Raw genomic sequence first — 26,759 nt, forward strand, 5'->3', positions numbered from 1 at the left:
AGGTTCGGACCATGCGGACGATCGCGCTTGCCCTGACACTTTCATTCCTGGCCGGCGGGTTCGCCGCGGCCGCCGAGACGGAGAAGCGCCCGAAGGTGGGCCTGGTCCTGGGCGGCGGCGGAGCCCGCGGGGCCGCGCACATCGGCGTGCTGGAAGTCCTCGAAGAAAACCATATCCCGATCGACTGCATCGCGGGCACGAGCATGGGCGCGCTCGTGGCCGGCGCCTACTCGGCGGGCGTCTCTCCCCAGGAGATGCGCGCCTTCGTGAAGAAGACCGACTGGGCCACCGTGTTCGACGACTCCGCCGGACGCGACCTCGTGAACCTGCGGCGCAAGGAGCTGGACGACCGCTTCACCTCGGGCCTCGAGTTCGGCGTCGGAAAGGACGGCCTCAAGTACCGCTCCGGCGCGATCGCGGGCGAGAAGCTGAAGCTTCTCTTCAACGGCCTGGTGCGCGAGGACCTCGGCTCGCGCGACATCGAGCAGCTCCCGCTGCCCATCGCCATCGTGGCCACCGACATCGGCACCGGCGAGCGCGTGGTGATGCGCACCGGCAACCTGAGCTCGGCGATGCGCTCCTCCATGTCCGTGCCGGGCGTGCTGGCGCCGGTGATCCGCGACGGCCGCAAGCTGGTCGACGGTGGCCTCGTGGACAACGTGCCGATCGGCGAGGTGATCGAGCTGTGCAAGCCCGACGTCATCATCGCCATCAACGTGGGCTCCCCGCTCTTCAAGCCCGAGGAGGTGACGGGCCTCGTCTCGGTCGTGGGCCAGATGGTGAGCCTGCTCGCCGAGCAGAACGTGGCCAAGTCCCTAACGCTCATGCGCAAGCAGGACATCTACCTGCGCCCCGACCTGGGCGCGATCTCGAGCGCCGGCTTCGACCAGCAGATCGAGGCCGCGGACCTTGGGCGGAAGGCCGCGCTCGACGTGCTGCCGGTCCTGCGGACACTGTCGATGGAGTCGCGCGAGTTCAACATCTGGCGCATGGGGATGCGGCAGATCCTCACGCCGAAGCCGCCCGTCATCGACGAGGTGCGCGTGGGCGAGACGAAGTACGTGGCCCCGGAGTCGATCCGCGCCGGCATCCGCGCGAAGGAGGGCGAGGCGCTCGACAGCGACAAGCTCGTGAAGGACCTCGTGTGGGTCTACAGCCAGGGCGACCTGCAGTCGCTCGACTACAGCGTGGTGCGCGAGGGCAACAAGACCGTGCTCAACGTCCTGCCCGTGGAAAAGGGCTGGGGCCCGAACTACATCCGCTTCGGCGTGAACCTCGCTACCGATTTCCAGAGCCAGGCGGACTACAACGTGCGCGCGCTCTACCGCCGCACCTGGATGAACAGCTACGGCGGCGAGTGGCGCCTGGGTGGGCAGATCGGCAGCGAGCAGTTCATCACCACCGAGTTCTACCAGCCGCTCGATTATGCGCAGCACACGTTCGTGCGCCCGTTCGCTTTCTTCGACAGCCGCCAGATCGGCATCTACAACGAAGGCGACCGCCTGGCCGACTACACCTTCCGCGATTCCCGCATCGGCATCGAAGGCGGCCTCAACATCGGCATCTACGGGCAGGCGCGCCTGGGCTGGGTGCACCGCTGGCTCAACCTCGGGCGCGACACCGGCATCGAGATCTTCCCGAGCTTCAAGGACCGCGTGTCCGGGCCGTCGCTCAACATCGCGCTCGACACCGAGGACCAGGCCTACTTCCCCACCAAGGGGTTCCAGGGCCGCATCGACTACTTCCACGCGCTGAAGGCCACGGGCGACAGCGGGAGCAAGTACGCGAAGCTGAGCGGTGCCTTCGAGGGCGTCTACTCGATCCGCGACGTGTCGTTGATCGGGGAGATCGAGGGCGGCAACGCGACCAAGGGCAACCTTCCGGCCGGCGACCTCTTCTCGCTCGGCGGGCCGCGCCGGCTCTCGTCCTTCGCCAACGACCAGTTCCTCGGCGAGCAGTACGAGTACGGCCGGCTCGAAGCGCAGTGGCGCCTCACCAAGCCGATCCCGCTGCTGGGGCTGAACTTCATCGCGGGGGCGATCGCGGAGGCGGGGCGGATGCGCAAGTCCCAGACGGAGCTCGCGCTGGATGGGGTGTGGCTGCAGTCCTACGGGATCTACATTGCCGCGAACACGTTCCTGGGTCCGGTGTACTTCGGGTACTCGGATTCGAAGAAGGGCGAGGGACGCTTTTATCTTTTTGTTGGAACCCCGTGAAAATCGCTTGGGACCCCTTGAACCACGGAGGCACGGAGACACGGAGGGCCACGGAGGAATGCTTGGCGGGTCGTGGGAGATGCGGTCGGCAGTGATTCGCGATCGCCCGTCATCGACAATCCCTACAAGGTTTCCTCCGTGGCCCTCCGTGTCTCCGTGCCTCCGTGGTTCAAGGGGTCCCTCAGGAGCGCAGCGTCTCCAGCGCAGCCCCGCAATTCCAGCAGAGCTCGAAAGAGCCAGGATTCTCCTCCCCACACGAAGGACACCGCACTGCGGGCCCCGAAGGGCGCCGCCGCAGGTATTCATCGATGAGGGCCCGCGCCCGTTCCGAGTTCTTCTCCTCGTCCACCCAGAGCTGGGGGAGGGAGGAGTCGATCGGCAGCTCCCCGGCGATGCTGGAGGCGTTGGCGTTGAAGATGCGGGCGCGGATCCCCGCGCCCGCCAGCTGGTCGAGGAGAAGCTGGGCCTCGACCAGGTTGGCTGCCGTGAAGACGCGCTTCAGAAGCGGAACGCCACGGCGGCCGTGAAGCCGTCGTCCTTCGAGCCCTCGCGGCCGGAGACGTTGTAGAACGCGAGGCCCACGCCGATCGACGGAGTGATGTTGCCGCGCAGGCCCACGGAGGTCGTCATGTACGTCGAGTCGGGCTTGTAGGCCTCGATGTCGTACGTGAGGCCCGTCGGTCCGAGCGACTGCAGCTGCGCGGAGACGAAGCGCGGATCATCGCGGCGCTCCTTGTCGGCCTGGAAGCGGATCCACGGCGTCCACATGCCGAAGTCCATCGAGGCTTGCGCTCCGATGCTCCAGATCTCCGAGCGCCGCGTCTGCTTGCTGATGTTGAGCATGCCGGTGTTGGGCGCGTTGCCGGAGGCCGTCTCGTTGAACCCGTTCACCTCGACGTTCTGCACGCCGAGCGTGAGGTACGGGCCCACCTTGAACTTGCCGAAGGTGAAGTCGTAGCCGACGTTGGCGTAGAACGACGCGTTGTTGCCGCTGGGGCTCGATTCGCCCGTGCGGGTGACCGGACCCAGCTGGATGTTGCGGCGGTTCTCCGAGTAGTCGATGTCGCTGATGCTGAACGCACCGCTCGCGTACAGGTTGGTGCCCTGGTAGGCCGCGAACGCCGACAGCGTGTTCTCCGTCATCTTGTAGCCGCCCGCGTTGCCGCCGAACCGCGCCTTCTCGTTGCTCATGCCGTAGGCGACGCCGATCGCGACGTTCTCGGAGGCGCGCATCGAGGCGCCCACCGCGAAGTTGTACGAATCGGTGTCCTGCGAGGGAATGCCCTGGCGAGCGTCGAAGCTCGGGTCGCTGTTGTTGTACGAGACGAACGTGGTCCACGTGCCCTCGGAGGCCTTGAGCCCCGTACGCACGCCCTCGGCGAGCGAGCGGACGTGCGCCTGGCGCGAATGGATCGCGGTCTCGGGCAGCATCGAATACTGCGACGGGCCGTCGATCAGGCTCTCCACGTACTGCGCGAGGATGGCCTGCGAGGCGGGCGTCGGATGGACGCTGTCGGCGAAGAGGTAGGTCTGGCCGCCGGGGACGATGGTGGCCGCCGTGCAGAACTGCGAGCTGTTCGAGTTGGTGGGCGGGAAGGTCTGGCAGGCCACGCCCGTGGTGTTGGTGAAGCCGAACGCCGCGGCGTTGTTCTTCACGTCGGTGAAGAGGCCAAACGTATCGACCGGGATGGCGCGGATGCCAGCGGACGCGAGGCCCGTGAAGAGCGTCGTGTTGTAGCCCGCCGAAAGCGCCGTGACAGCCCCGGCGATCGCCGGGCCGCCGGCCGCGGCCGAGGGCGTGCCGCCCACGTCGGGCAGCGCGAACACGAGGATGTAGCGGGCGCCCGCGGCGCGAAGGCGCGCGACCTGCGCCACGTCGTCCGTCGCGGCCTGGAGCACGTTGGCCTGGAGCTGGGCCTGCGTGATCTGGCCGGCCTGGAAGAGGCCGAGGTTCTGCAGCATGTCGTTGCCGCCCGCGAACACGGCGTAGAGCGCGTTCGGATCGGCAGCACCGCCATTGGCGCCGAGGAACTCGTTGATCTGGGTGCTCACCGGGCGCTGCGCGGAGCCGGGGGGCGTCGAAGCGGAGGGCTGCGTCACCCGGGCGCCGCCTTGAGCGTAGATGGAGCCGCCCGCGTTGCTGGGTCCGACGGCCGTCACGCCATAGTGCTGCGACACGAGCTCCGACCAGACCGGGCCCGGGTTGATCGTGAAGCGGCCGAGCTGGGCCACGAGGGCCGGGGGCAGGCCGAGGCCCGTGAGGAAGGGGCGGAAGTAGCCGGCGTCGGACAAGCTGTCGCCGAAGACGACGACGTTGGAGAACTGGGCTGCGCTGGATTGCGTTGCGCCGAGGGTGGCGAAGAGGGACAGGACGAGGGCGGGGACGATACGTTTTTTCATGTGGGTGACTCCTCCTTTATGGGAGGAATCTTCGCACAACCGTCCCGGGCACGCACTCCTGCAGTGCAGCGAGGAAACGGGGATTGCGGAACTGTCTTCCGCTGCGCGGATGCCTGGCGGCAACCCTATTCGGGACCCATTGAACCACGGAGGCACGGAGACACGGAGGGCCACGGAGGAATCTTGGAATTGCTGTAGCGATCAACCGTGCAGAGGTCACCGCCGAACCCACTTCACGTCCATTCCTGCATTCCTCCGTGGCCCTCCGTGTCTCCGTGCCTCCGTGGTTCAAGGGGGGCCAGGCGAAAGCCAGATCAATACACGCGACGCATGAGGTGCGCCTCATGGAGGACATGCGTCGCGATCTCCTCGATCGACTTCGTCGTCGAGTCGAGGAAGATGATGTCGTTGCGCTTCATCAGCTTCTCCGCGGCGGCGACTTCGTAGCGGCAATTCTCGAGCGCGGCGTACTTCGAATCGGGCCGGCGTTCGCTGCGGATCTGGTGCAGGCGCTCGGGCGCGATCGAGAGGCCCCACACCTTGTGCTTGTGCGCGAGCAGCGCCGGCGGCAGGCGGTTGGCCTCGAGGTCCTCGGGGATCAGCGGGTAGTTGGCCGCCTTGATGCCGAATTGCATCGCCATGTAGAGGCAGGTGGGCGTCTTGCCGCTTCGCGACACGCCGACCAGGATGATGTCGGCCTCCTCCAGCTCGCGGTTGGTCACGCCGTCGTCGTGCGAGAGCGTGTAGTTGATCGCCTCGATGCGGTGGTTGTAGTCCTTGGAATTGCCGGCGCTGTGGCTCTTGCCCACGACGTGCGTGGACTTCTCGCCCAGCTCGCCTTCCAGCGGGATGATGAAGCGCTCGAAGACGTCCAGCACCAGGCCGTGGCACTTGTTGATTTCCTCGCGCACGGCGTCGTCCACGATCGAGCTGAATACGAGGGCGCGCTGGCCCACCTCGTCCTCGGTCTGGTTCACCTGCGCCACCGCCGCGATCGCCTTGGGGATCGTGTCGATGAAGGGGAGCGTGATCCGCTGGAACTCGACGCCGGCGAACTGCGTGAGCAGCGACGAGCCGAGTGCCTCGACGGTGAGGCCGGTACGGTCGGAGATGAAGAAGACGCGGCGATGCTGGGCCATGGGGTCCCGGCACGCGGCCGGCGGGTCATTTTGCGGTGCAGCAATGCTGCGGTTGGGCCGGTATAATTGCAAGCTTCCGCGTGATTCGAAACCCCATGTCCGCCCACGTCCTCCCGCTCGAAAAACTCCGCATGACCGACGTGGCGAGCGTCGGTGGCAAGAACGCGTCCCTGGGCGAGCTGATCAGCCAGCTGGCGGCCTCCAACGTTCGCGTTCCGGGCGGTTTCGCCACCACGGCGCGGGCCTTCGAGGAGTTCCTCGAGCACAACCAGCTGAAGGCGAAGATCGACGCGATCCTCGGCAAGCTGAACGTGGACGATGTCTCCGCCCTCGCGAAAGCGGGCGCCGAGGTCCGTGCGATGGTCGAGGCGGGCAAGCTGCCCCCGGCGCTCGAGAAGGCGATCCACGAAGAATACGCGCGCATCTCCCACGGCACGCCGGATGCGTCGTTCGCCGTGCGCTCTTCCGCCACCGCCGAGGATCTTCCGGACGCGTCCTTCGCCGGCCAACAGGAGACCTACCTCAACATCCGCGGCATCGAGAACGTGCTGGACGCGGTGCTTCGCGTCTACGCCTCGCTCTACAACGACCGCGCCATCGCCTATCGCGTGCACAAGAACTTCAAGCACGAGGACGTGGCCATCTCCGCCGGCGTGCAGCGCATGGTTCGCAGCGACCTCGGAGCGGCCGGCGTCATGTTCACGATGGATACCGAGTCGGGCTTCCCCGACGTGGTCTTCATCACCTCGAGCTACGGCCTGGGCGAGACGGTCGTGCAGGGCTCGGTGAATCCGGACGAGTTCTACGTCTCCAAGGTCTGCCTCGCGGCGGGCAAGCCCGCGGTCCTGCGCCGGAGCCTGGGCGGCAAGGCGATCAAGCTCGTCTTCAGCGCGGATCCCAAGCCCGGCAAGTCGGTCGAGGAGAAGGACGTCGCCCCGGGCGACCGCGACCGCTTCTCGCTCTCGGACTCGGAGGTCGAGGAACTGGCGCGCTACGCCGTCTCGATCGAGAAGCACTACGGCCGCCCGATGGACATCGAGTGGGGCCGCGACGGCACCGACGGCAAGCTCTACATCCTGCAGGCCCGCCCGGAGACGGTGAAGAGCCAGGAGACGCAGAAACGCACGCTCACCCGCTACCGCATCGGCAAACGCGGCGAGGTGCTCTCCGAGGGCCGCGCCATCGGCTCGAAGATCGGCCAGGGCAAGGTGCGCATCGTCACGGACATCGCGGAGATCGCGCGCGTTCAGGAAGGTGACGTGCTCGTGACCGACATGACCGATCCGAATTGGGAGCCGGTGATGAAGCGAACAGCGGCCATCATCACCAATCGCGGGGGCCGAACCTGCCATAGCGCGATCATTGCGCGTGAACTCGGCATTCCTGCGGTCGTTGGCTGCGAAGACGCTACGGAGAGACTCCGGGACGGAATGGACGTCACCGTCTCCTGCGCCGAGGGCGACACGGGCTACATCTACGCCGGCAAGCTGCAGTTCGACATCGTCGAGGTGCAGCTGGACAAAATGCCGAAGATCCCGGTCAAGATCGCGATGAACGTCGGCAACCCGCAGCTCGCTTTCGACTTCGCGCAGTTGCCCAACGAGGGCGTGGGCCTGGCTCGCCTCGAGTTCATCATCTCGAACATGATCGGCGTCCATCCGAAGGCCTGCCTCGAGTACGACAAGCTGCAGCCGGACCTGAAGGCGCAGGTGACGAAGCAATCGCGCGGCTACCCGAATCCGGTGGCGTTCTACCGCGAGAAGATCGTCGAGGGCGTGGCCACCATCGCCGCCGCGTTCTGGCCGAAGAAGGTCATCGTGCGGCTGTCGGACTTCAAGTCCAACGAGTACCGCAACCTCATCGGCGGCGCCAAGTTCGAGCCGTCGGAAGAGAACCCGATGCTGGGCTTCCGCGGCGCCTCGCGCTACATCGCGGCCAGCTTCCGGGATTGCTTCAGGCTCGAATGCGAGGCCATGAAGAAGGTCCGCGACGAAATGGGCCTCACGAACGTAGAGATCATGATCCCGTTCGTGCGCACGCTGAAAGAATCCGAGCAGGTGCACGCCATCCTGAAGGAGAACGGCCTGGAGCGAGGCAAGAACGGCCTGCGCGTCGTGATGATGTGCGAGATCCCGTCCAACGCCATCCTCGCCGACGAGTTCCTCAAGCACTACGACGGCTTCTCCATCGGCTCCAACGACATGACGCAGCTCACCCTCGCGCTCGACCGCGACTCCGGGCTCGTGATGGAGGGCTTCGACGAGCGCGACGCCGCGGTGAAGCAGATGCTGCACCTGGCCATCGACGCCTGCCGCCGGGCGAAGAAGTACGTCGGCATCTGCGGCCAGGGCCCCAGCGACTATCCGGACCTCGCCGAGTGGCTCATGTCCGAAGGCATCGAATCGATGTCTCTCAATCCGGACACGGTGGTGGAAACGTGGCTCCACCTCGCGAAAGCGAGTGAAAAGGTCGCCGGGTAGCGTCATACTCGAAGGCCGCTTTCCCGCCCGTCCCCACCATGCACGCCTGGCGTATCGTCCGCTTCAACGACCTCACCGCGCGTGACGTCCATGACATCTACCAGGCCCGCATCGAGGTCTTCGTCCTCGAGCAGAACTGCCCGTTCCAGGACGTCGACGGCGCCGATCCCGCCTGCTGGCACCTCTTCACACGAAAAGAATTGGGGTCAGACCCTAATTCCTTCCCCATCATTGCCTATTGCCGCATCGTGCCGCCCGGCATCAAGTTCGCGGAACCGTCGATCGGCCGCGTGCTCACAACAGAGGCGGCGCGGGGCACGGGCCTGGGTCGCGTATTGATGGGCGAGGCGGTCGCGCGCACCAAGGCGCTGTGGCCGAAGGAGGCGATCCGCATCGGCGCGCAGGCCCGGCTGGAGAAGTTCTACAACGATTTCGGTTTCGAGAAAGCTTCGGACATGTACATGGAAGACGGCATCCCCCACATCGAGATGGTGCGGCCATGAGCGGGCAGCTCGCGGGACGCACCGCTGTGGTCACCGGTTCCACGAGCGGCATCGGCCGTGCGATCGCGCAGTTCTTCGCGCGCGAGGGCGCGAACGTCCTCGTGAACGGCTTCGGGGACGCGAAGGAAATCGAATCGCTGCGCGCCTCGCTCGCGAAGGAAAGCGGCGCGAAGGCCGCGTACCACGGCGCGGATATGTCGAAGCCGGCCGAGATCGAGGCGATGATCCGCGCGGCCGAGAAGGAGCTGGGGCCGGTCGACATCCTGGTGAACAACGCGGGCATCCAGTACGTGGCGCCCGTCGACGAGTTCCCCACGGAGAAGTGGGACGCGATCATCGCGATCAACCTCTCCTCGGCCTTCCATGCGACCAAGCATGTGCTGAAGGGCATGAAGGCGCGCCGCTGGGGCCGCGTGATCAACATCGCCTCGGCCCACGGCCTGGTCGCTTCGCCCAACAAGAGCGCCTACGTGGCCGCCAAGCACGGCATCGTCGGCTTCACGAAGACGGTGGCGCTGGAAGTGGCGGAGACGGGCGTCCGCAGCAACGCGATCTGCCCCGGCTTCGTGCTCACGCCGCTGGTGCAGAAGCAGATCGACGACCTCGCGAAGCAGCACAACATCACCGCGGCCGCCGCCAAGGACATGATCCTCGCCCCGCAGCCGACGAAGGAGTTCGTGAAGATCGAGGAGATCGCGGCGATGGCCCTCTACCTCTCCACGGAAGCGGCCGCGCAAATCAACGGCGCGTCGTTCTCGATAGACGGCGGATGGACCGCGAAATGAATCGTCATTCCCGCGAAGGCGGGAATCCACTGGGTTCCCGCCTTCGCGGGAACGACAAGACTCCAGCATGACGATGCTTCGACGGAGAACCCGGCGCCCGAAACCGGACACCCGCAAGCCGGCGCCTCCCGCGGTCACCGAGACCCGATCCCGGCGCCGCGCGCGCCCCGGCGCCGTGGTGCCCGCGGAGCTGATCGTCACGGAGGAGACAACGCCGCAGGCGAAAGCCTCGCGCGCCAACGTGGTGCTCGTCACGGGCTTCGAGCCCTTCGGCGGAGAGGCGAGCAATCCCTCCTGGGAGATCTGCAAGCGGCTGCCGGCCACGATCGGCAAGACCAGGGTCGAAACACTCCAGGTGCCGTGCCTCTTCCGCACCTCCATCGAAACCGTCGCCGAGGCGATCGAGAAGCTGAAGCCCGCGCTCGTCGTTTGCATTGGCCAAGCCGGCGGCCGCGACCGGATTTCCATCGAACGCGTCGGCATCAACATCGACGACGCGCGCGCTCCCGACAACGGAGGCGAGCGCCCCGTGGACGAGGCGATCGCACCGAATGGCCCGCCCGCCTACTTCACCACGCTGCCGATCAAGGCCATGGCCAAGGCGGTTCGCGACGCCGGCATTCCCGCCGAGGTCTCGAACACGGCCGGCACGTACGTCTGCAATCACCTGCTCTACGGCGTGCTGCATTTCATCGCTGCCAGCGGGCACGCAACGCGCGCCGGCTTCATCCACGTGCCCTACGCGGATGCGCAGGTGCTGGACAAACCCGGCCAACCGTCGATGTCGGTGGACGCGATGGCGCGCGGCATCGAGGCAGCGATCACCGCCGCGCTCGCGCACAAGACCGATACCAAGATCTCCGAAGGCCGAGAGACATGACCGAAGCACCGCTCTGGACGCCGTCGCCCGAACGGGTGGCCGCCTCCAACGTCACGGCGTTCACGAAGCTCGTGAACGAGCGCCACGGCACGAAGCTCACCGACTACACGAGCCTCTACCGCTGGTCGTGCGACCACCTCGAGGATTTCTGGATCGCGGTCTGGGACTTTAGCGCCGTGGTCGCGGAGACGCGCGGCAAGGTCGCGCTCGCCGACGGCGACAAGATGCCCGGCGCGCGCTTCTTCCCCGACGCCAAGCTCAACTTCGCCGAGAACCTGCTCCGCCGCCGCGACGACTCCGACGCCATCGTCTTCTGGGGTGAGGACAAGGTGCGCAGGCACCTCACCACGCGCGAGCTCTACGACGAAGTCTCGCGCTTCTCGCAGGCGCTCTCCGCCGCGGGCGTGGGGGAGGGCGACCGTGTCGCCGCCTTCATGCCGAACATGCCCGAGACGGTGATCGCGATGCTCGCCACGGCGAGCCTGGGCGCCACGTTCACCTCGTGCTCGCCGGATTTCGGCGTGCAAGGCGTCTGCGATCGCTTCGGCCAGGTCGAGCCGAAGGTGCTGGTGTGCTGCGACGGCTACTACTACAACGGCAAGGTCGTCGAGACGCTCTCGCGCATCGCGGAGATCATGGGCCACCTGCCGACGGTCAAGAAGGTCGTCGTCGTGCCGTACGTGAGCGAGGAGCCGGCGGCCTCGAGTGTTCCGCACGGCGTGACGCTCGCGGACTTCCTGGCACCGTTCCCGGCAAAGGACATCGCCTTCCGCCGCATGCCGTTCAACCATCCGCTCTACATCCTCTACTCGAGCGGAACGACGGGCGTGCCCAAGTGCATCGTCCACAGCGCGGGCGGCGTGCTGCTGATGCACCTGAAGGAACACCTGCTGCATTGCGACGTGAAGGCCGGGGACCGCGTCTTCTACTTCACGACCTGCGGCTGGATGATGTGGAACTGGCTCGTGACGGCCCTGGGCGTGAATGCCGCGCTGCTGCTCTACGACGGCTCGCCCTTCCTCGGCCGCGGCAACGTGCTGTTCGACTTCGCGGCCGCCGAGGACATGACGCACTTCGGGACCTCCGCCAAGTTCATCGACGCGATCGCGAAAGTGAAAGTCGAACCGATCCGGAACCACCGCCTGCCGGAGCTGCGCGCCATCCTCTCCACCGGATCGCCGCTCGCGGCCGAGGGCTTCGACTACGTCTATTCGAAGATCAAGAAGGACGTCCAGCTCTCCTCGATCAGCGGCGGCACCGACCTCGTGGCCTGCTTCGCCGGCGGAGCGCCGACGCGCCCCGTCTGGCGCGGTGAGCTGCAGGCGCGGCTGCTCGGCATGGCGGTGGAGATCTTCGATGACGACGGCCGCGTCCTGCCACAGGGCCAGAAGGGCGAGCTCGTGTGCGTGAAGCCGTTCCCGACCATGCCGCTCGGCTTCTGGAACGATCCGGGCGACGCGAAGTACCGTGCCGCGTACTTCGAGAAGTACCCGAACGTCTGGCGCCACGGCGACTGGTCGGAGATCACGCCGCACGACGGCATGATCATCTACGGGCGCTCGGATGCGGTGCTCAATCCCGGCGGTGTGCGCATCGGCACGGCCGAGATCTACCGCCAGGTGGAGAAGCTGGACGAGGTGCTGGAGTCCATCGTCATCGGCCAGGATTGGCAGAAGGACGTGCGCGTGGTGCTCTTCGTGCGCCTGCGCGACGGCCTCACGCTGGACGAGGCGCTCGCCAAGCGCATCCGCGAGGTGATCCGCGTGAACACCACCACGCGCCACGTGCCCGCGGTGATCCTCCAGGTGACCGATATCCCGCGCACCAAGTCCAACAAGATCGTCGAGCTCGCGGTGCGCGCCGTCGTCCACGGCCAGCCCATCAAGAACGCCGAGGCGCTCGCCAACCCCGAAGCCCTCGAGCAATTCCGCAACCGCCCCGAGCTGGCCTAGTGCACTCTCCGAAGTTCTACGCGGCAGTCTCGATCGCGACGTCGCTCGCGACGATCGCGCTGAAGGCCGGCGCCTACTGGGTGACGGGATCGGCGGGCCTGCTGTCGGACGCGATGGAGTCGGTGGTGAACGTGGTCGCGGCCCTCGTCGCGTTCGCCGCGCTGCACTATGCCGAGGGCAAGCCCGACCGCGAGCACAACTTCGGCCACGAGAAGGTGCAATACGTCTCCAGCGGCATCGAGGGCGCGCTGATCTTCGTGGCCGCCGGCGCGATCGTGTGGACGGCAATCCCGCGCCTCATCCAGCCGCAGCCCCTGCAACAGGTGGGCCTGGGCCTCGCGTTGGCGTTGGCCGCCGCGATCGCCAACGGAGCGTGCGCGATGTTCCTGCTCAAGGGAGCTCGCGAGAACCGCTCGATCACGCTCGAGGCGGATGGGAAGCACCTGCTGTCGGACGTGTGGACCACCGTGGGAGTCCTCGTGGGCGTCGTCCTCGTGCAGCTCACGGGCTGGCTTCGCCTCGATGCGTTGGTGGCACTTGCGGTCGCCGCCAACGTGCTGTGGACCGGGTGGCAGCTGATGGTGCGATCCTTCGACGGCCTCATGGACCATGCGCTTCCCGCCGAAGACCTCGAGAAGATCCGCTCCGTGCTGGAGAAGCTCCGCGCCCAGGGCTGCGATTTCCACGCGCTACGCACGCGTCAATCCGGATCGCAGGGCTTCGTCGACGTGCACGTGCTGGTGCCGGGTGCGACCAGCGTGCAGATGGGCCACGACCTGGTGGAGCGCGTGGAAGCCGAGATCGCCGGGGCCGTGCCGCACGTGCAGGTGCTGGTCCACCTGGAGCCGCTGGAAGATCCCCGCAGCTGGGACGACCCGGAGACGGGCCACCCGCGCGAGTAGGGGCGGGCCAGCGGGAATACAATCGGTGCCCACCGACACCCCCCGGGAGGCCGCCATGAACATCAAGAATCCGATCGCCGTCGCCACGACGCTATTCCTCGCGACACTGGCCCACGGAGCCGACGCGTGGAAAGTCACCTCGGACAAGCCCGTGACGGGCCTGGTCTTCCCCGAATCCGTGGGCTGCGACGCGGCCGGCAAGGCGCTCTACGTGGGCTCCTTCGGCGGCACCGAGCTCAAGCCCGGCGAGAAGGACGGCAAGGGCAGCATCGCCAAGCTCTCCCTCGACGGGAAGGTGATCGACGCGAAATTCCTCCCCGCGCACGGCGAGGTGATGAACAAGCCCAAGGGCATCTGGATCGCGGGCAACCGCCTCTGGGTGACCGACATCGACGGCGTGTGGATCTTCGACCTCAAGACCCGCAAGAGCCGCAAGCTCGACCTGCCCGGCGTCACCTTCGCCAACGATCCCGCGGTGCGCGGCAACGTGCTGATCGTGACCGACAACCGCAGCGACAAGCTGATGCGCGTGGAGCCCGCGGACTTCCTCGACGCGAAGGTCCAGCCGAAGATCTCGGAGGTCTTCTCCGGAAAATCCGTGAACCCCAACGGCGTGTACCCGGGCGCGGGAGACAGCTGGCTCGTCGTGGGCTTCGTCTCGGCGGACAGCCCGCGCGCCATCTTCACGGTGGGCAAGGACGGCGAGCCCAAGCCGATCTCCACGCCCATCGGCCGCCTCGACGGCGTTGCGCGTTTAGCCGATGGCACGCTGCTCGTGACCGACTGGAACACCGGAGCGCTCTTCGCATGGAACGGCGAAGGCACGCGCCAGGACCTTGCCAAGGACTTCAAAGGCCCGGCGGATTTCTGCACCCTGCCCGACGGCAAGGGCTATACGGTCTACGTCCCCGACCTCGTGAAGAGCGAGGTGCGGATCCTCAAGCTCTCGCGCTAGCGGACCACGGTCACCGGGCACTGCGTGCCGCGAAGGACCGCGTCGGCGGTGGAGCCGAGTGCCAGGTTGCGGAGCTGGCCGTGCCCGTGCGAGCCCATCACGATCAGGTCGATGCCGTTCTTGATGGCGAAGTTGTCGATCTCCTTCGCGACGTCGCCGGCCACCCAGTGCTGCTCGAACGCGATGCTGGCGCCCCGCAGCACGGCACCGCCGACCGCCAGGGCCGCCTCGCACTCTTCCTTGTGGTAACGGTTCACGGCTTCGGCGCCCGCGGTCGCGGCGGCCTTGGCGTAGGGCACCGGAGCGTGGACGTTGAGGAGGTGGATCTCCGGCGGCTTCGCGAGCTCGCCCGCGAACCACGCCAGGTGTTTCGCGGCACGCTCGGTATGCACCGACCCGTCTGCGGCGAGGAGGATCTTCATGCGCTTCCTTTCAAAGGACCCAGCCTATAGGGGAAAGCGCCGGGTGTATGTTCGGAACCGAACGGAAGCGGGGCGAACTCCAGCCAGGGGCAATGACCTCAGGCATCATGCGTTTCCATGAGCGAAATCGCCGACGCCCTCCGTGCGGTTGAGAGCCGGGATCACACCCGGCTCGACCAGGCCTTCGCGGAGCACTACCCGGACCTGAAGCGCCTGGCCCACGCGCGCCTGCGCGGCAGCGGCCTCGAAGGTTCGCTGCAGACCACGGCGCTGGTCCACGAGAGCTACGTGAAGCTCGCGAGCGGCGCGGGCATCGCGATCGACGACCGCCTGCAGTTCCTCGCCTATTCCTCGCGCGTGCTGCGCAGCATCGTCGTGGACCTGGTGCGCGAGCAGCGGGCGTTGCGCCACGGCGGCGGCGTGGATGTCGTCACGCTCGACACGGCGGTCGGCGAGGGCCTCGCCGGCACGATGGACGTGATCGCCATCGACGATGCGCTGGAGGCATTGGGGCGGATCGACCCGTCCCTGGCGCGGCTGGTGGAGATGCGCTTCTTCGGGGGCATGACCGAGCCCGAAGTCGCCGAGGCGCTGGGCGTCTCCGTCCGCAGCGTCTCGCGGGAATGGCAGAAGGCGCGGGCCCTGCTGCTGACCCTCATCGAGGAGTAGCCGGCAGGTTGGCGTGATTCGGGGCGGGATCCCGTTTGGGTCGGTGAGGAGACCAACCGGAGATCCCCATGGATACCCCCGCTTCCACCCGCAGGACCCTCGTTCGCTTCGCCACCCCGCTGTTCGCCCTGGCCGCACTGGGTGCCGCCGTATTCGCCCAGGCGCGTCCTCTGATGTGCGGCGACACCCTCTACCAATCCATCAAGCTTGTGGCGGACCTCCGCTGCGGTCCCGGCCAGGACGGCCTCACCATCGGCGCCGGTGGCGTGCGCATCGACCTCAACGGTTACAGCATCCTGGGCACGTCGGACTTCACGGTCGCCGTGAGGTCGTGGTACTTCAACGGCGTGGAGATCGTGGGTCCCGGCCGCATCGAGGGCTTCCAGTACATCGCCTTCCTCGGGGATGGCCACGGACATCGCGTGAGCGGTATCGAAACGCGTGACGGGAACCTTGCCCTCTACAACAGCTCCGACTCCACCGTCGAGGGTAACCGCCTGTCGACCCTGTACGTCCTGTCGAGACCCGGGGGCCAGGCGACCGGAAACCTCGTCACCAACAACGAGTTCATGCCGGGTACGGTCTTTCCCTCCTTTGCCGACGCGATCGTGCTGTCGGGCTGCGACACGGCCGGAAACCGGGTGACCGGAAACAGCCAGCCCCGGACGCCCAATCCCAACTACGGGTCGTCGGTCGTCCTGATGGACGGCGCACACGACAACGACATCTCGAGGAACACGCTGTCGTGGAAGCTCTTCCTCGGCAGCGGTGCCAGCTACAACCGCGTGTCCGGCAACGTGATCTCGATAGACGCGGCGACGTCGGTCGGCGTGCAGCTCGCGGCGCAATATTCGGACTGCATGGGCGGGCCGGCGGGTCCCCTCAGGAATGTCATCGAGGACAACGAGATCCACGACAGCAACTTTGGCATCTTCGTCCATGGCGGCTTCGGCGTCATGACGACGCGCAACACGTTCCGCGGAAACGTGATCGGCAAGCCGACGCAAGCCGGCATCTCGTTCGGCCCGTTTTCAGACAGGAACGACGGGCGGGGCAACACGGTCATCGGCCCGGTTCCCTACGCCATCGACGACGGCACGCGCAACCTGTGGCCGTGACATGATCCGGGCGTGATCTCCCGAGAGCTCTGGCTGCAGGTCGAGCCGCTGCTCACCGCCGCGCTCGAGATGCCCGAATCCGAGCGCGGCGTGTGGCTCCACGACCTGGAAGCCACGCGACCCGAAGCTGCAGTGCTGCTGCGCAAGCTCCTGGACGCGGACCGGCGCGCCGTGCGGGATCGTTCGCTCGAGACGGTACCGAAGCTCGCACCGGCGCCGGCGTGGTCCAGCCCGCATGCGGCCGGCGCGCGGATCGGACCCTTCGAGCTCGTCCGGCTGCTGGGCCACGGCGGCATGGGCGAGGTGTGGCTCGCACGGCAGGCCGACGGGCGCGTCGAGCGCGACGTGGCGCTGAAGCTCCCGGCGATGAACCAGCACGGCGAGACGTGGCGCGAGCGCTTCCGCCGCGAGCGCGACATCCTCGCGAAGCTCGAGCACCCGAACATCGCGCGGCTCTACGACGCGGGCGTGACCGACGCGGGCCAGCCGTGGTTCGCGATGGAGTACGTCGAGGGCTTGTCGCTTTCGGATCACGTTGCCGCGCGTTCGCTCTCGATGGCGGAGCGCCTGGGGCTCTTCCGGCAGGTGCTCGCCGCCGTCGCCCACGCGCACCGTCACCTGGTCGTGCATCGCGACTTGAAGCCCGCGAACATCCTCGTCTCCGCGTCGGGCCCCGTGAAGCTGCTCGACTTCGGCATCGCCAAGCTGATCGGCGAAGACGAGGGCTCGGCGGAACCCGGAGATCTCACGCGCCTGGGCGGACGGGTCATGACGCTGCGCTACGCGGCGCCGGAGCAGGTGGCCGCGGGCGTCATCACCACGGCCACGGACATCTACGCGCTGGGCGTCGTGCTGCACGAACTGCTCACCGGTCTCTCGCCGTATCGCGCGGTGCGGGCCGGCAGGACCTTGACCGAGGTGATGTTGCTGCAGGAGGAGATCGCGCTTCCGTCCACGCTCGCGATCTCGGGTCCATTGCCGCATCGCGTGTCGGGCGACCTCGACGCGATCATCCTTAAAGCACTGCGCCGCGATCCGGTGGCGCGCTATGCGTCGGTCGAGCTCTTCGACCAGGACGTGCTCGCCCATCTCGAACGCCGTCCGGTGAAGGCGCGTGCCGGTACGTGGCGCTATCTCGCGGGGCGCTTCGCCGTGCGCCACAAACTGCCGCTGGCGCTCGCCGCCGCCGTGATGGTCACGATGGGCGCCGGGCTCTTCCTCGCCGAGCGTGAGCGGCGCGTGGCCGTGGCGGAGAAAGCTCGTGCGGAGAAGCATTTCGCCAGCGTGAGGAAGCTCGCGAACTCGTTCGTGTTCGACGTCCACGACGAGATCGAGAACCTCGCCGGCTCGCTGAAGGCGCGCCAGACGCTGGTCGGCACGGCCGTGCAGTACCTCGACAGCCTCGCGGGCGAGGGCACGGACGATCCGGAGCTGGCGCTCGAGGTCGCGCGCTCGTATCGCAAGCTGGCGGAGATCCAGGGAGACTCGCGCGGCGGCCACCTGGGCGATGCGGTGGGGGCCCGGCGCAATGCCGAGAAGGCCGCGTCGCTGCTGGCCGCGGTGGAGGCGCGCGAGCCCGACAACATCCGCGTGCTCCGTGAGCATCGCGTGCTCGCGCTCTTCCTGGGGCGGCTGATGCTCGAGGGGGGAGACGCGGCCGGCGTGAAGCAGACCGAGAAGGCCGCGGGTTTCGCCGAGAAGATCACGCGCCTGCCGGGCGCCGAGCTCGCCGACCGCCGCAATCTTGGCGCGACGCTGGCCGAGTACGGCGGCATCCTCGCGGTCGTGAAGGACGATCCCGTCGCGGCATCGGCACAGCTCGCGCGCGCGACCGAGGTTCTCGAAGCGCTGGTGCGCGAGAATCCGGCGGACCTGGCGTCGCGCGGCCGCCTTGCATACGCCTACGAGCGTTCCGCCATCGCGGCGGAGATCTCGGGGGAGGCACGGCTGCCGCAGGCCATCGCGCTCTTCGAGAAATCGATCGCCACGACGGAGGCGCTGGCGCGCGACGAGCCCGACAGCGAGTTCCATCGCCAGACGCTGGCGAAGCGCTACAACAGCACCGCGCGCACCATGCTCAAGGCGGGCGACGTGAACGGCGCGCGCGTCCTCTCCGACCGAGCCCTCGTGCTCGTCGATGCGCTGGTCGCCGCGGATGCGCGCAATGCCGGCAACGCCTCGATCCGCGCGGGGGCGCTCGCGACCGCGAGCGAGATCGAATACCGCGGGGCGCGATACGAGAAGGCGATCGAATTCGCCCGCGCTTCCATTGCGGCCGATGCGAAGCTTCCCGCGTCGTTGAGGGCGGGATTGATCGTGCGCGAAAACGTGGTCGGCGCGATGTGGATGCTTGCCGCGTCCAATTGCGCGCTCGCGAGGCTGCCGGACCAGGCTTCCGCGCGCCGCGCCGACCTGCTGAAGGAGGCCCGAACGCTGCTCGCCGCGAGCCGCGCCTTCAAGCAGGAGCTGGTCGATCGCGGCATCGATGCCCGCGAGGCGTCGCGCGCCATCGGGGAGATCGAGGCGCAAGTGAAGGCCTGCGACGCCGTGGCGTAGTTTCCGGCCGGATTCCGTTTGGGTAGGTGGATACCCTTCGGAGATCGCCATGCATCGCCTGTTCCTGCCGCTGCTCTTCCTCGCAGCCTCGCTGCCGGCCTTCGCGGATTCGTCGCGCCAGCCGGCCATCACCGATGCGCGCGCCGAGGCCGGCGTGCTTCGCATCGGCGGCATCAACTTCGGCAACGCGAAGCCCAAGGTCACGCTCGGCTCGCTGCAGCTCACGGTCGTTGCATTGACCGCCACGAAGATCGAGGCCGTCCTGCCCTCCACCGTGGCGCCCGGCAGCTACCTGCTCACGGTGACCGCGGCCAAGGGCCAGCACGGCGGCAACGACCGCGACGACGACGATGACGACGCGAAGTACGACGAGTCGTGGATCACGATCGGTGCGGCGGGCCCCCAAGGCGCAGCGGGCGCGGCCGGTGCACAAGGTGCGGCCGGCCCCCAAGGTGCAACAGGTCCCCAAGGCGCACCGGGTTCGATGGGTCCGCAAGGGCCCATCGGCCCGCAAGGGGCGACCGCGAAGGACGGCGCGACCGGTCCCGCCGGCGAAGCCGGCCCGCCCGGCCCGGCAGGTCCGCAAGGGCTGACGGGAGCGGCGGGCCCTGCCGGCCCGCGAGGCCCGGCGGGTGGCTCGGGTCCGACAACCCTTTACGCAAGGGTCTCGAGCACCGGCGCGCTTCTCGGGGGTTCCGGAATCCTCGGCGCGACGAAGTTCCCGGGCCTGGCCGGCACCTACAGCGTCGAGGTCGACCGTCCGCTGGCGGACTGCACGATCACTGTCTCGTCCAACCTCCAGGCACAGGCTCCGGCCGTCGCGCTGCATTCCAACGGACTCTTCTTCGGCCACAACGGCATCACCGTCTCGATCACGAACCTGGCGGGAACCTTGGTCGACGCGGGATTCTCGGCCGTCTTCGTCTGCCCGCCGGACGCGGCCGGCACGGGAGGACCGGCACTGGCGATCCGATACGCGAGGGTCTCGAGCGCCGGCGTGCTCCTGGGGGGCTCCGGGATCATCGGCGCGGCGAAAGCCTCGAACTCGCCCGGCAGCTACAGCGTGGAGGTGGACCGTCCCCTGGCGGATTGCGCGATCACCGTCTCGTCCAACGTGCAGGCCCAGGCTCCGGCGATCGCGTTGCATTCCAACGGGCTCTTCTTCGGCCACAACGGCATCACGGTCTCGATCACGAACCTGGCGGGAGCCCTGGTCGACGCGGGGTTCTCCGCGGTCTTCGTCTGCCCGCCCGATGCACCGTGAGGTCTACAGGGACTTGAGGTATTCCGCGAGATCGGTGATTTGCACCTCCGTGAGTGCCAGGGCCCTGCGCGAGTTGTAGGTGCGCACGACCGCAACGAGGGTCGGCGCACTGCCGTTGTGGAAGTACGGTGCGTGCTGCCACAAGCCGGCGAGCGGCGCGGTGCGATATTGCTTCGTGGCGCTGCGCGAGGCATAGCTCGGCGCTCCGTTCGGCTCCGGCTCGCTCACCACCTCCGCGGCGGAATGCAGCCTTTCGTTCGCATCGGTCCTGCGCGCGCCGGAATGGCACGACGTGCAGCGCCCCGCACCCTCGAAGACCGACTTGCCGCGCGCGGCGGCCACGGCATCGAAGGAACCTGCCGGAGGTGACGGAGCGGCCAGCGAGAGTTGATAGGCCTGCAGCGCCGGCAGCTTGTCGCTGATGAGGTCGTCGGGTCCGTTCACCACGGACACACCCGTGCGAGGCTCGACGAACGTGCCGTGCCCGCCCATCTGCGTGACGCCCACGTAGCGATTCCAGTAGGCGATGTCCTCGCCGTCGCCGGTGGTCGTGATGCGGTTCACGCCGCTCAGTCCGTAGGCGGGTGGAATGACCTGCGGCCCGTTCTTGCCGTCGAGGTTGAAGCGCGGATCGTACTTGCCCGGGCCCCACGAGTTGTAGACCGCCTTCTTCGCGGCATCGAGCGCGGGAGACAGGGCGATGATCGCGCCGGGATTGAGATCCGTGTTCGCCCAGCCGTCGAGCCGCTTGCCGATGCCCGGCGCGAACGAGTTGTCCACCGTGGAATGGCAGAGCGCGCAGGTGATGCCCACGCGCGTGAGCGTGTCCTTGCCGTTCACCGTCTCCACCGTTCCCCGGATACCCACCACGGCATTCAGCTTGATCAACGCGACGGTCGTGTCCGGGCTCTTCAGGCTGATGCTGCCGTTCTGGATTCCCTGCACGACGGCGGGCGGTAGCGCTTCCGAATCGACTTTCAGTCCCACGGAGAGCGCCGTGGTGGGATCGACCGTGGTCCGGATCACCTCGTGCATGCGAAGCGTGTCGGACCACTGTGTCTCGTCGCCGAACGTGTCGTAGCGGAAGACCTGCTTGCCCTTGGCGACGAGATTGGGGTCCGCGTCGGGCTGCGACCCGCTACCGCTGCATCCGGAAAGAATTACCGCCAGCACCGCGAGAGGGAAGGGTTTACGAGTCATGGTCGCGCTCCAGTCGATGGCCTGCCCATTCGATGAAAGCGCGAGGCGCCGCGTTCCGGTTACTATCCGAGCCCATGAGCGCCACAAGAGAGTACGAGTTCACCGCCCGTGCCGTGATCACCGGAGCGCTGCTGGGCCTGGTCTTCGGTGCGTCGTCCCTGTATCTCGTGCTGAAGGTCGGCCTCACCGTGAGCGCCTCGATTCCGGTGGCTGTCATCTCACTGGCGCTCTTCCGCTCGCTCTCCCGCACGACGGGGATGCGCGATGCGACGATCCTCGAGCACAACATCACGCAGACGGCGGGCTCGGCGGGCGAATCGCTCGCGTTCGGCGTCGGTGTCACGATGCCCGCGATCCTCATCCTCGGCTTCGATCTCGAGGTCGGACGCGTGATCCTCGTGGGCCTGCTGGGCGGGATGCTCGGCATCCTGATGATGATTCCGCTCCGCCGCGCGCTGATCGTGCAGGAGCACGGCAAGCTCACGTATCCCGAAGGCACCGCGTGCGCCGCGGTCCTCAAGGCCGGAGCCGGCGAGGGCACCCCCGGCGCGAAGTTGATCTTCACGGGATTCGCGGTCGGCCTCGCCTACAAGACGGCGAACGTCGCGCTGAAGCTCTGGAAGGACGTGCCGGAGAAAGTCTTCGGCGAGCCGTTGAAGGCCGGGTCGGTAAGCGTGGAAGTCTCGCCCGAGCTGCTGGGCGTGGGCTACATCATCGGGCCGCGCATCGCCTGCATCATGTGCGCGGGCGGCGTGCTCTCCTACCTGCTGCTGATCCCGATGATCGCGCACTTCGGCGAGACGGCGGGCATCGTGGCACCGGGCACGAAACCGATCGCGCAGATGGGGCCGAACGAGATCCGCGCGGCCTACATCCTCTACATCGGCGCGGGCGCGGTGGCCGCGGGCGGCATCATCAGCCTGCTGCGCTCGGTGCCCACGATCTGGCGCGGACTGCGCGAGAGCTTCCGCGACGTGCGCAACATCGGCGTGGGCTCGACGGGCAACGTCGTGCCGCGCACGGACCGCGACATCCCGATGAAGACCGTCGGCATCGGCCTCGTGATCCTCATCGCCGCGATCACGTTCGCGCCATCCCTCGAGATGAACCTCGTGGGCGCGTTGCTGATCGTCGCGTTCGGCTTCCTCTTCGTCACGGTCTCCTCGCGCTTGACGGGCGAGATCGGCTCGACCTCGAACCCGATCTCGGGCATGACGATCGCGACGCTGCTCTTCACGTGCCTCATCTTCCTGCTGGTGGGCTGGACCGGCGGCACGCACTACGTGACCGCGCTCTCGGTGGGCGCGATCGTCTGCATCGCGGCGTCCAACGGCGGCACCACGTCGCAGGACCTGAAGACGGGCTTCCTCGTCGGCGCGACGCCGAAGTTCCAGCAGTACGCGATCATCGCCGGCTCGGCGCTCTCCGCGATCGCGCTGGGGCCGATCCTGCTGCAGCTGAACGAGGTGGCCACGGTCTACGTGCCGGCGAAGACGCTGGCGCCGGCGCCGATCGTCGCGGACGCCACCGTCAAGCTCGGTCCCGTGGAAACGCTCCACGGCCCGCAGGCGCGCGACGATTCGAAGAGCTACCGCACGTGGCACAAGACGGACGACAAAGGCGGCCCGCCGGGCAAGTACCTGGTGGATGCGAACGGCGAGGCCGTGTGGCTCGTCGACCCGGGCATCAACGGCACGCACGACACGCGGCCCGACGGAAGCAAGGTCCGCAAGTTCGAGGCACCGAAGGCCACGCTCATCTCCTACATCATCAAGGGCATCCTCGACCGCCAGCTCCCGTGGGCGCTGGTGATGCTGGGCGTGATGATCTCGGTGATGCTCGAGCTCTCGTTCCTTCCGGCGCTCGCGTTCGCGGTCGGCGTGTACCTGCCGCTGTCGTCCTCGTCGCCGATCTTCGTGGGCGGCTTGATCCGCGCCTGGGTCGATCGCAAGCACGGCGCCGCGGAAGGCGACAAGGGGCCGGGCGTGCTGCTCGCCTCGGGCTACATCGCGGGCGGGGCGATCGCGGGCATCGTGATCGCATTCCTCGCGGGCGTGCTGGACGAGGTGGACGCCGCGATCGGCAAGTGGGCCGCCGCGAGCAACCCGTTCTTCGACGGGCCTTGGGCGGATGCGCTCTCGATGATTCCCTACGTCTTCCTCTGCGCCTTCCTGTTCCTGGTGGCGCGCGGGAAGCTCCTCAAGATCCGCTAGCCCTTGCGGCCGTAGAGCTTCTCGACACCCAGCTTCTTCGCGACGGCTTCGTGGAACTGGTGGATCTGCTCCAGCGTGCGCATCGCGGTGGGCGGCTCCATGTCGATCTCGTGCACGTCCTGGCCGGGGCCGCGCTGCAGCGTGACCGAGACCGCGGGCAGGGCGCCGCCGGGCGGCGTCACGAACTGCGTTCCGACGATGCGTCCCTGCTCGACGATCACCAGCAACTTCTGCGTGGCCGTCATAGCAGCGTCCCCACGTTGAGGTTGTACATCATCAAATAGTTGCCGAGGTTGCGGACGCGCACCGTGTAGTGGATGGCGGGCGGGTTCTCCCCCACGTCCTGCACGGCGACGACGCCGGGATCCTCGGTGACGAGCTCGACGTTGATCTGCGAGTCGAGCAGGTTCGGCGTCACCATCGTGACGCCCACGTCCGAGCCGCGCCCGAACCAGTAGTGCCAGTAATGCGTGGCGCCCGCGGCGATGATCACCGGGTTGCCCACGCTGCGAAACAGGGCCATCGAACGACCTCCTTCGAACTCAGGAGGGGCCAGTTTCCCCGGCACCCGGTCCGCGCCGCCACCGACTTCCCGACGACGCTTCTGCCGAAAATTCCAATAAAGGGGTCAGACCCCTTTATTCGATCCCGGTGAAAAATGCGTGGATCAACTTAAATGGAGTCCGACCCCATTTATTGACTACCATGGCGGGGAAGTCACCGATACCGACAAGGAGGAGCACCCGTGTCCCGAATCGCCCGCCTCGCCGCTGCCGCGCTGCTCGCCCTCTGCGCCACCGCGCCCGCCTTCGCCCAGTCCGACTACCCGACCCGGTCCGTGAAGTGGATCGTGCCCTACCCGCCGGGCGGAACCACCGACGTGCTCGCGCGCATCATCGCGCAGTGGCTCACCGAGAAGATGGGCCAGACTTTCGTCGTCGAGAACAAGCCCGGTGGCGGCAACAACATCGGCACCGAGATCGCGATCAAGTCGCCGGCCGACGGCTACACGGTGCTGCTGGTGAACCCCGCGCACGGCATCAACGCAACGCTCTACAAGGATCTCCCGTTCAACGTCCTTCGCGACGTGGCACCGGTGGCGGGCATCGTGAAGTCGCCCAACGTGATGGAAGTGACGCCCACCTTCCCGGCCAAGACGGTGAAGGAGTTCGTCGACTACTGCAAGGCGAACCCGGGCAAGGTCAACATGGCCTCGTCGGGCAGCGGCACGTCGGTGCACATGTCGGGCGAGATGTTCAAGATGATGACCGGCTGCGACATGCTGCACGTCCCCTACAAGGGCGCGGGCCCGGCGCTCATCGACCTGATGTCGGGCAAGGTGGACGTCCTGTTCGACAACCTGCCCTCGTCGATCGCCCACATCAAGGGCGGCAAGCTGCGCGCGCTGGCGGTGACCACGAAGGAGAGCGAGCCTTCGCTCCCGGGCATTCCCTCCGTCTCCGATACGGTGCCGGGCTACGAGGCCACCGCCTGGTTCGGCATGGGCGCGCCGAAGGGAACGCCGCGCGCAGTGATCGACAAGCTGAACGCGGAGATCAATCGCGCGCTCGCCGATCCGAAGATGAAGGAGAAGCTCGCGGAGCTGGGCGGACGTCCCATCCCGGGCTCGCCGGAGGATTTCGGCAAGGTGATGGCCGAGGAAACCGCGCGCTGGGAAAAGGTCGTGAAGGCTTCGGGCGCGAAGGCCGAGTGAGCTAGCGGTACGGGCCTGCGCGCATCCCCGCGACGCAGGCCGTATCGATCCCCTCGAGCGATTTCGCCGCGACGAACTCGAGGGTGATCCGGTCGAGGCAGCTCTCCACGCCGGAGAGGCCCTCCACCGAGTGCGCGCCCTCCGGAATGATGAGGTGCTTCCCGTTCGGGAACGACGCCATGAGCTCGACGGTCCACTCCGGCGGTGTCACGGGATCGAGCGCGCCGGAAATGAACAACACCGGCAACTGTGAGCGGCCCGTCGAAAGCAGCTTCGGATCGGCGGGCGCCTCCGGCCACTCGCCGCAGGCCTCGCGCTGCCGGACGATGCGGTACGAGCCGAAGTGCGACATCTTCGCGTCCGCGATCCATTCGTCCACCTCGGAGCGCGCGAAGCTCTCGGCGCACGTGATCGACAGGTAGACGCCGTCGGAAAACCGGCGGACTTGTGGCGTCGGCGCATTCAGCAGCGTGAGGTCGCCCTCGGCCGTCTGGTGGATGAACGCGGGAACGCCTCGCGATGTGGCCGGATGATAGAGCTGGGTGCGCACCTTCTCGAGGAAGATGGGCCGCAGCTCCGGGTCCAGCTTCGCCAGGGCCTGCTCGAGGTCGGCGGGAAGCGTGGGGTAGCGTTTGGCGCAATCGGCATCCGCGGCGCATGCCTTGAAGAGAAGGTCGATCCCGCGCTCCGCCACCAGCGCGTGATAGCGGGGGGGCGTCTTCGACGCCGGCACGCTGCCCGCCAGGACGGCCGTGCGCACGCGCGACGGATAGTCCGTGATGTAGCGAAGCGCCAGCGTCGTGCCGTAGGACACCGCGTTCAAGTCGACCTGCGCGTAGCCCAGCGCCTGGCGGACCGACTCGATGTCGCGCGAGGCGTTCGCGGTCGAGTACTGGCGGACATCGGCGCTTTTGGAGAGTTGCTCCGCGCACTCGCGCACCAACGCCGTCGGATACATCATCCCGAGCGGTTTCGCGCGCTCGTAGGCGGCGATGCCCTCGCAGCGCAGCGGCTTCGAGGCGCCCGTGCCGCGCATGTCGACGAGCACGACGTCGCGCGTCTCGCGATACGGCGCGCCCTCCCCGGCGTAGAACACAGCCGAGTCCGTCATTGCGAAGCCGGGACCGCCCTCGAGGTCGAACTGCGCGGCCTTGGGCTTCGAGGGCTTGCGCGCCTCGAACACGATCACGTTGAGCCCGATGCGGCGCCCGTTGGGAGCCGCGTAGTTCTCGGGGACAGTGACGGTGCCGCAGCGCGCACGCGCCTTCACGAACGGCGCGGGGCAAGCCTTCGACGTGAAGGCCGGGGCGGAAAACGCTTCGGGGCTTGCGAGGGCGAGCAGCGCTGCGGCGCCGCCCGCGATGAGATGCCAGCGGTGCGCGGAAGCCAAT

The 26,759-nt window shown here is 67.5% G+C and carries 22 protein-coding genes; 14 read left to right on the top strand and 8 right to left on the bottom strand.

The window, feature by feature from the left end:
• Positions 1-11 precede the first annotated feature (11 nt).
• Complete coding sequence (locus tag DSM104443_RS05340; protein ID WP_171090169.1) at positions 12-2,216, top strand: patatin-like phospholipase family protein; 2,205 nt, start codon at positions 12-14, stop codon at positions 2,214-2,216.
• A gap of 181 nt (positions 2,217-2,397) precedes the next feature.
• Here the strand turns inward: DSM104443_RS05340 and DSM104443_RS22145 are convergent, their stop codons facing one another.
• The 3 genes from DSM104443_RS22145 to ppsR form a co-directional block, all read right to left on the bottom strand.
• A complete protein-coding gene (locus DSM104443_RS22145; protein ID WP_171096229.1) occupies positions 2,398-2,718 on the bottom strand; it encodes a putative signal transducing protein in 321 nt (106 codons plus the stop codon).
• Positions 2,715-4,616, bottom strand: coding sequence for an autotransporter domain-containing protein (locus DSM104443_RS05350; protein ID WP_171090171.1), 1,902 nt, complete (start codon positions 4,614-4,616; stop codon positions 2,715-2,717). Before DSM104443_RS05350 ends, DSM104443_RS22145 begins: the two co-directional genes overlap by 4 nt.
• Positions 4,617-4,930: 314 nt before the next feature.
• The gene (gene ppsR, locus DSM104443_RS05355; protein ID WP_171090172.1) at positions 4,931-5,755 is read right to left on the bottom strand and encodes a posphoenolpyruvate synthetase regulatory kinase/phosphorylase PpsR; all 825 of its coding nucleotides are present in this window, start codon (positions 5,753-5,755) and stop codon (positions 4,931-4,933) included.
• 95 nt (positions 5,756-5,850) lie between these two features.
• Here ppsR and ppsA point away from each other — a divergent pair, with 95 nt between their 5' ends.
• The 7 genes from ppsA (at position 5,851) to DSM104443_RS05390 (ending at position 14,212) form a co-directional block, all read left to right on the top strand.
• A complete protein-coding gene (gene ppsA / locus DSM104443_RS05360; RefSeq protein ID WP_171090174.1) occupies positions 5,851-8,235 on the top strand; it encodes a phosphoenolpyruvate synthase in 2,385 nt (794 codons plus the stop codon).
• Positions 8,236-8,273: 38 nt separating this feature from the next.
• Positions 8,274-8,738 carry a GNAT family N-acetyltransferase gene (locus DSM104443_RS05365; RefSeq protein ID WP_171090176.1) on the top strand — a complete coding sequence of 155 codons (465 nt, stop codon included), beginning with the start codon at positions 8,274-8,276 and terminating at the stop codon, positions 8,736-8,738.
• Entirely contained in the window at positions 8,735-9,523 is a 789-nt protein-coding gene (locus DSM104443_RS05370) for a 3-hydroxybutyrate dehydrogenase (protein ID WP_171090178.1), read from the top strand. The genes DSM104443_RS05365 and DSM104443_RS05370 overlap by 4 nt, the downstream gene beginning before the upstream one ends.
• 67 nt (positions 9,524-9,590) lie before the next feature.
• A complete protein-coding gene (pcp, locus tag DSM104443_RS05375; protein WP_212756957.1) occupies positions 9,591-10,403 on the top strand; it encodes a pyroglutamyl-peptidase I in 813 nt (270 codons plus the stop codon).
• Positions 10,400-12,355, top strand: a complete 1,956-nt coding sequence (locus DSM104443_RS05380) for an acetoacetate--CoA ligase (RefSeq protein ID WP_171090180.1) — start codon at positions 10,400-10,402, stop codon at positions 12,353-12,355. Before pcp ends, DSM104443_RS05380 begins: the two co-directional genes overlap by 4 nt.
• Complete coding sequence (locus DSM104443_RS05385; protein WP_171090182.1) at positions 12,355-13,257, top strand: cation diffusion facilitator family transporter; 903 nt, start codon at positions 12,355-12,357, stop codon at positions 13,255-13,257. Before DSM104443_RS05380 ends, DSM104443_RS05385 begins: the two co-directional genes overlap by 1 nt.
• A gap of 55 nt (positions 13,258-13,312) precedes the next feature.
• Complete coding sequence (locus tag DSM104443_RS05390; RefSeq protein ID WP_171090184.1) at positions 13,313-14,212, top strand: SMP-30/gluconolactonase/LRE family protein; 900 nt, start codon at positions 13,313-13,315, stop codon at positions 14,210-14,212.
• Here DSM104443_RS05390 and DSM104443_RS05395 read toward each other — a convergent pair.
• Positions 14,209-14,634 (bottom strand): universal stress protein, encoded by a 426-nt coding sequence (locus tag DSM104443_RS05395; RefSeq protein WP_171090186.1) that lies wholly within the window; start codon positions 14,632-14,634, stop codon positions 14,209-14,211. The two genes, DSM104443_RS05390 and DSM104443_RS05395, sit on opposite strands and share 4 nt — an antisense overlap.
• Positions 14,635-14,751: 117 nt before the next feature.
• Here DSM104443_RS05395 and DSM104443_RS05400 point away from each other — a divergent pair, with 117 nt between their 5' ends.
• From DSM104443_RS05400 to DSM104443_RS22010, 4 genes are all read left to right on the top strand, one after another.
• Positions 14,752-15,303: an ECF-type sigma factor gene (locus DSM104443_RS05400; protein WP_171090188.1), complete on the top strand. Its 552-nt coding sequence runs from the start codon at positions 14,752-14,754 to the stop codon at positions 15,301-15,303.
• Between the two features lie 68 nt (positions 15,304-15,371).
• Positions 15,372-16,421 (top strand): right-handed parallel beta-helix repeat-containing protein, encoded by a 1,050-nt coding sequence (locus DSM104443_RS05405; RefSeq protein ID WP_171090190.1) that lies wholly within the window; start codon positions 15,372-15,374, stop codon positions 16,419-16,421.
• A 12-nt stretch (positions 16,422-16,433) separates the two neighbouring features.
• Positions 16,434-18,977, top strand: coding sequence for a serine/threonine-protein kinase (locus DSM104443_RS05410; protein WP_171090192.1), 2,544 nt, complete (start codon positions 16,434-16,436; stop codon positions 18,975-18,977).
• Positions 18,978-19,026: 49 nt separating this feature from the next.
• The gene (locus tag DSM104443_RS22010) at positions 19,027-20,241 is read left to right on the top strand and encodes a hypothetical protein (protein ID WP_171090195.1); all 1,215 of its coding nucleotides are present in this window, start codon (positions 19,027-19,029) and stop codon (positions 20,239-20,241) included.
• 3 nt (positions 20,242-20,244) lie between these two features.
• Here the strand turns inward: DSM104443_RS22010 and DSM104443_RS05420 are convergent, their stop codons facing one another.
• A complete protein-coding gene (locus DSM104443_RS05420; protein ID WP_171090197.1) occupies positions 20,245-21,441 on the bottom strand; it encodes a c-type cytochrome in 1,197 nt (398 codons plus the stop codon).
• A 74-nt stretch (positions 21,442-21,515) separates the two neighbouring features.
• Between DSM104443_RS05420 and DSM104443_RS05425 the strand changes: the two genes are divergently transcribed.
• The gene (locus DSM104443_RS05425) at positions 21,516-23,654 is read left to right on the top strand and encodes an OPT family oligopeptide transporter (protein ID WP_171090200.1); all 2,139 of its coding nucleotides are present in this window, start codon (positions 21,516-21,518) and stop codon (positions 23,652-23,654) included.
• Here DSM104443_RS05425 and DSM104443_RS05430 read toward each other — a convergent pair.
• On the bottom strand, positions 23,651-23,899 hold the full coding sequence (locus tag DSM104443_RS05430) for a hypothetical protein (protein WP_171090202.1): 249 nt from the start codon (positions 23,897-23,899) through the stop codon (positions 23,651-23,653). The two genes, DSM104443_RS05425 and DSM104443_RS05430, sit on opposite strands and share 4 nt — an antisense overlap.
• On the bottom strand, positions 23,896-24,177 hold the full coding sequence (locus DSM104443_RS05435; RefSeq protein ID WP_171090204.1) for a hypothetical protein: 282 nt from the start codon (positions 24,175-24,177) through the stop codon (positions 23,896-23,898). Before DSM104443_RS05435 ends, DSM104443_RS05430 begins: the two co-directional genes overlap by 4 nt.
• A 222-nt stretch (positions 24,178-24,399) precedes the next feature.
• On the opposite strand from DSM104443_RS05435, the gene DSM104443_RS05440 reads away from it, so the two are divergent.
• Complete coding sequence (locus tag DSM104443_RS05440) at positions 24,400-25,368, top strand: Bug family tripartite tricarboxylate transporter substrate binding protein (protein ID WP_171090206.1); 969 nt, start codon at positions 24,400-24,402, stop codon at positions 25,366-25,368.
• A 1-nt stretch (position 25,369) separates the two neighbouring features.
• Here the strand turns inward: DSM104443_RS05440 and DSM104443_RS05445 are convergent, their stop codons facing one another.
• The gene (locus DSM104443_RS05445) at positions 25,370-26,758 is read right to left on the bottom strand and encodes an alpha/beta hydrolase (RefSeq protein WP_171090208.1); all 1,389 of its coding nucleotides are present in this window, start codon (positions 26,756-26,758) and stop codon (positions 25,370-25,372) included.
• Position 26,759: the final 1 nt, after the last annotated feature.

It is taken from the genome of Usitatibacter rugosus, from assembly GCF_013003965.1.
Lineage (GTDB): Bacteria > Pseudomonadota > Gammaproteobacteria > Burkholderiales > Usitatibacteraceae > Usitatibacter > Usitatibacter rugosus.

What these genes read in the sequence shown, in the direction of transcription:
- DSM104443_RS05340 (WP_171090169.1), top strand. Translation starts at nt 12, where the DNA reads ATGCGGACGATCGCGCTTGCCCTGACACTTTCATTCCTGGCCGGCGGG.
- DSM104443_RS05350 (WP_171090171.1), bottom strand. Translation starts at nt 4,616, where the DNA reads ATGAAAAAACGTATCGTCCCCGCCCTCGTCCTGTCCCTCTTCGCCACC.
- ppsR (WP_171090172.1), bottom strand. Translation starts at nt 5,755, where the DNA reads ATGGCCCAGCATCGCCGCGTCTTCTTCATCTCCGACCGTACCGGCCTC.
- ppsA (WP_171090174.1), top strand. Translation starts at nt 5,851, where the DNA reads ATGTCCGCCCACGTCCTCCCGCTCGAAAAACTCCGCATGACCGACGTG.
- DSM104443_RS05365 (WP_171090176.1), top strand. Translation starts at nt 8,274, where the DNA reads ATGCACGCCTGGCGTATCGTCCGCTTCAACGACCTCACCGCGCGTGAC.
- DSM104443_RS05370 (WP_171090178.1), top strand. Translation starts at nt 8,735, where the DNA reads ATGAGCGGGCAGCTCGCGGGACGCACCGCTGTGGTCACCGGTTCCACG.
- pcp (WP_212756957.1), top strand. Translation starts at nt 9,591, where the DNA reads ATGACGATGCTTCGACGGAGAACCCGGCGCCCGAAACCGGACACCCGC.
- DSM104443_RS05380 (WP_171090180.1), top strand. Translation starts at nt 10,400, where the DNA reads ATGACCGAAGCACCGCTCTGGACGCCGTCGCCCGAACGGGTGGCCGCC.
- DSM104443_RS05390 (WP_171090184.1), top strand. Translation starts at nt 13,313, where the DNA reads ATGAACATCAAGAATCCGATCGCCGTCGCCACGACGCTATTCCTCGCG.
- DSM104443_RS05395 (WP_171090186.1), bottom strand. Translation starts at nt 14,634, where the DNA reads ATGAAGATCCTCCTCGCCGCAGACGGGTCGGTGCATACCGAGCGTGCC.
- DSM104443_RS05400 (WP_171090188.1), top strand. Translation starts at nt 14,752, where the DNA reads ATGAGCGAAATCGCCGACGCCCTCCGTGCGGTTGAGAGCCGGGATCAC.
- DSM104443_RS05405 (WP_171090190.1), top strand. Translation starts at nt 15,372, where the DNA reads ATGGATACCCCCGCTTCCACCCGCAGGACCCTCGTTCGCTTCGCCACC.
- DSM104443_RS22010 (WP_171090195.1), top strand. Translation starts at nt 19,027, where the DNA reads ATGCATCGCCTGTTCCTGCCGCTGCTCTTCCTCGCAGCCTCGCTGCCG.
- DSM104443_RS05420 (WP_171090197.1), bottom strand. Translation starts at nt 21,441, where the DNA reads ATGACTCGTAAACCCTTCCCTCTCGCGGTGCTGGCGGTAATTCTTTCC.
- DSM104443_RS05425 (WP_171090200.1), top strand. Translation starts at nt 21,516, where the DNA reads ATGAGCGCCACAAGAGAGTACGAGTTCACCGCCCGTGCCGTGATCACC.
- DSM104443_RS05430 (WP_171090202.1), bottom strand. Translation starts at nt 23,899, where the DNA reads ATGACGGCCACGCAGAAGTTGCTGGTGATCGTCGAGCAGGGACGCATC.
- DSM104443_RS05435 (WP_171090204.1), bottom strand. Translation starts at nt 24,177, where the DNA reads ATGGCCCTGTTTCGCAGCGTGGGCAACCCGGTGATCATCGCCGCGGGC.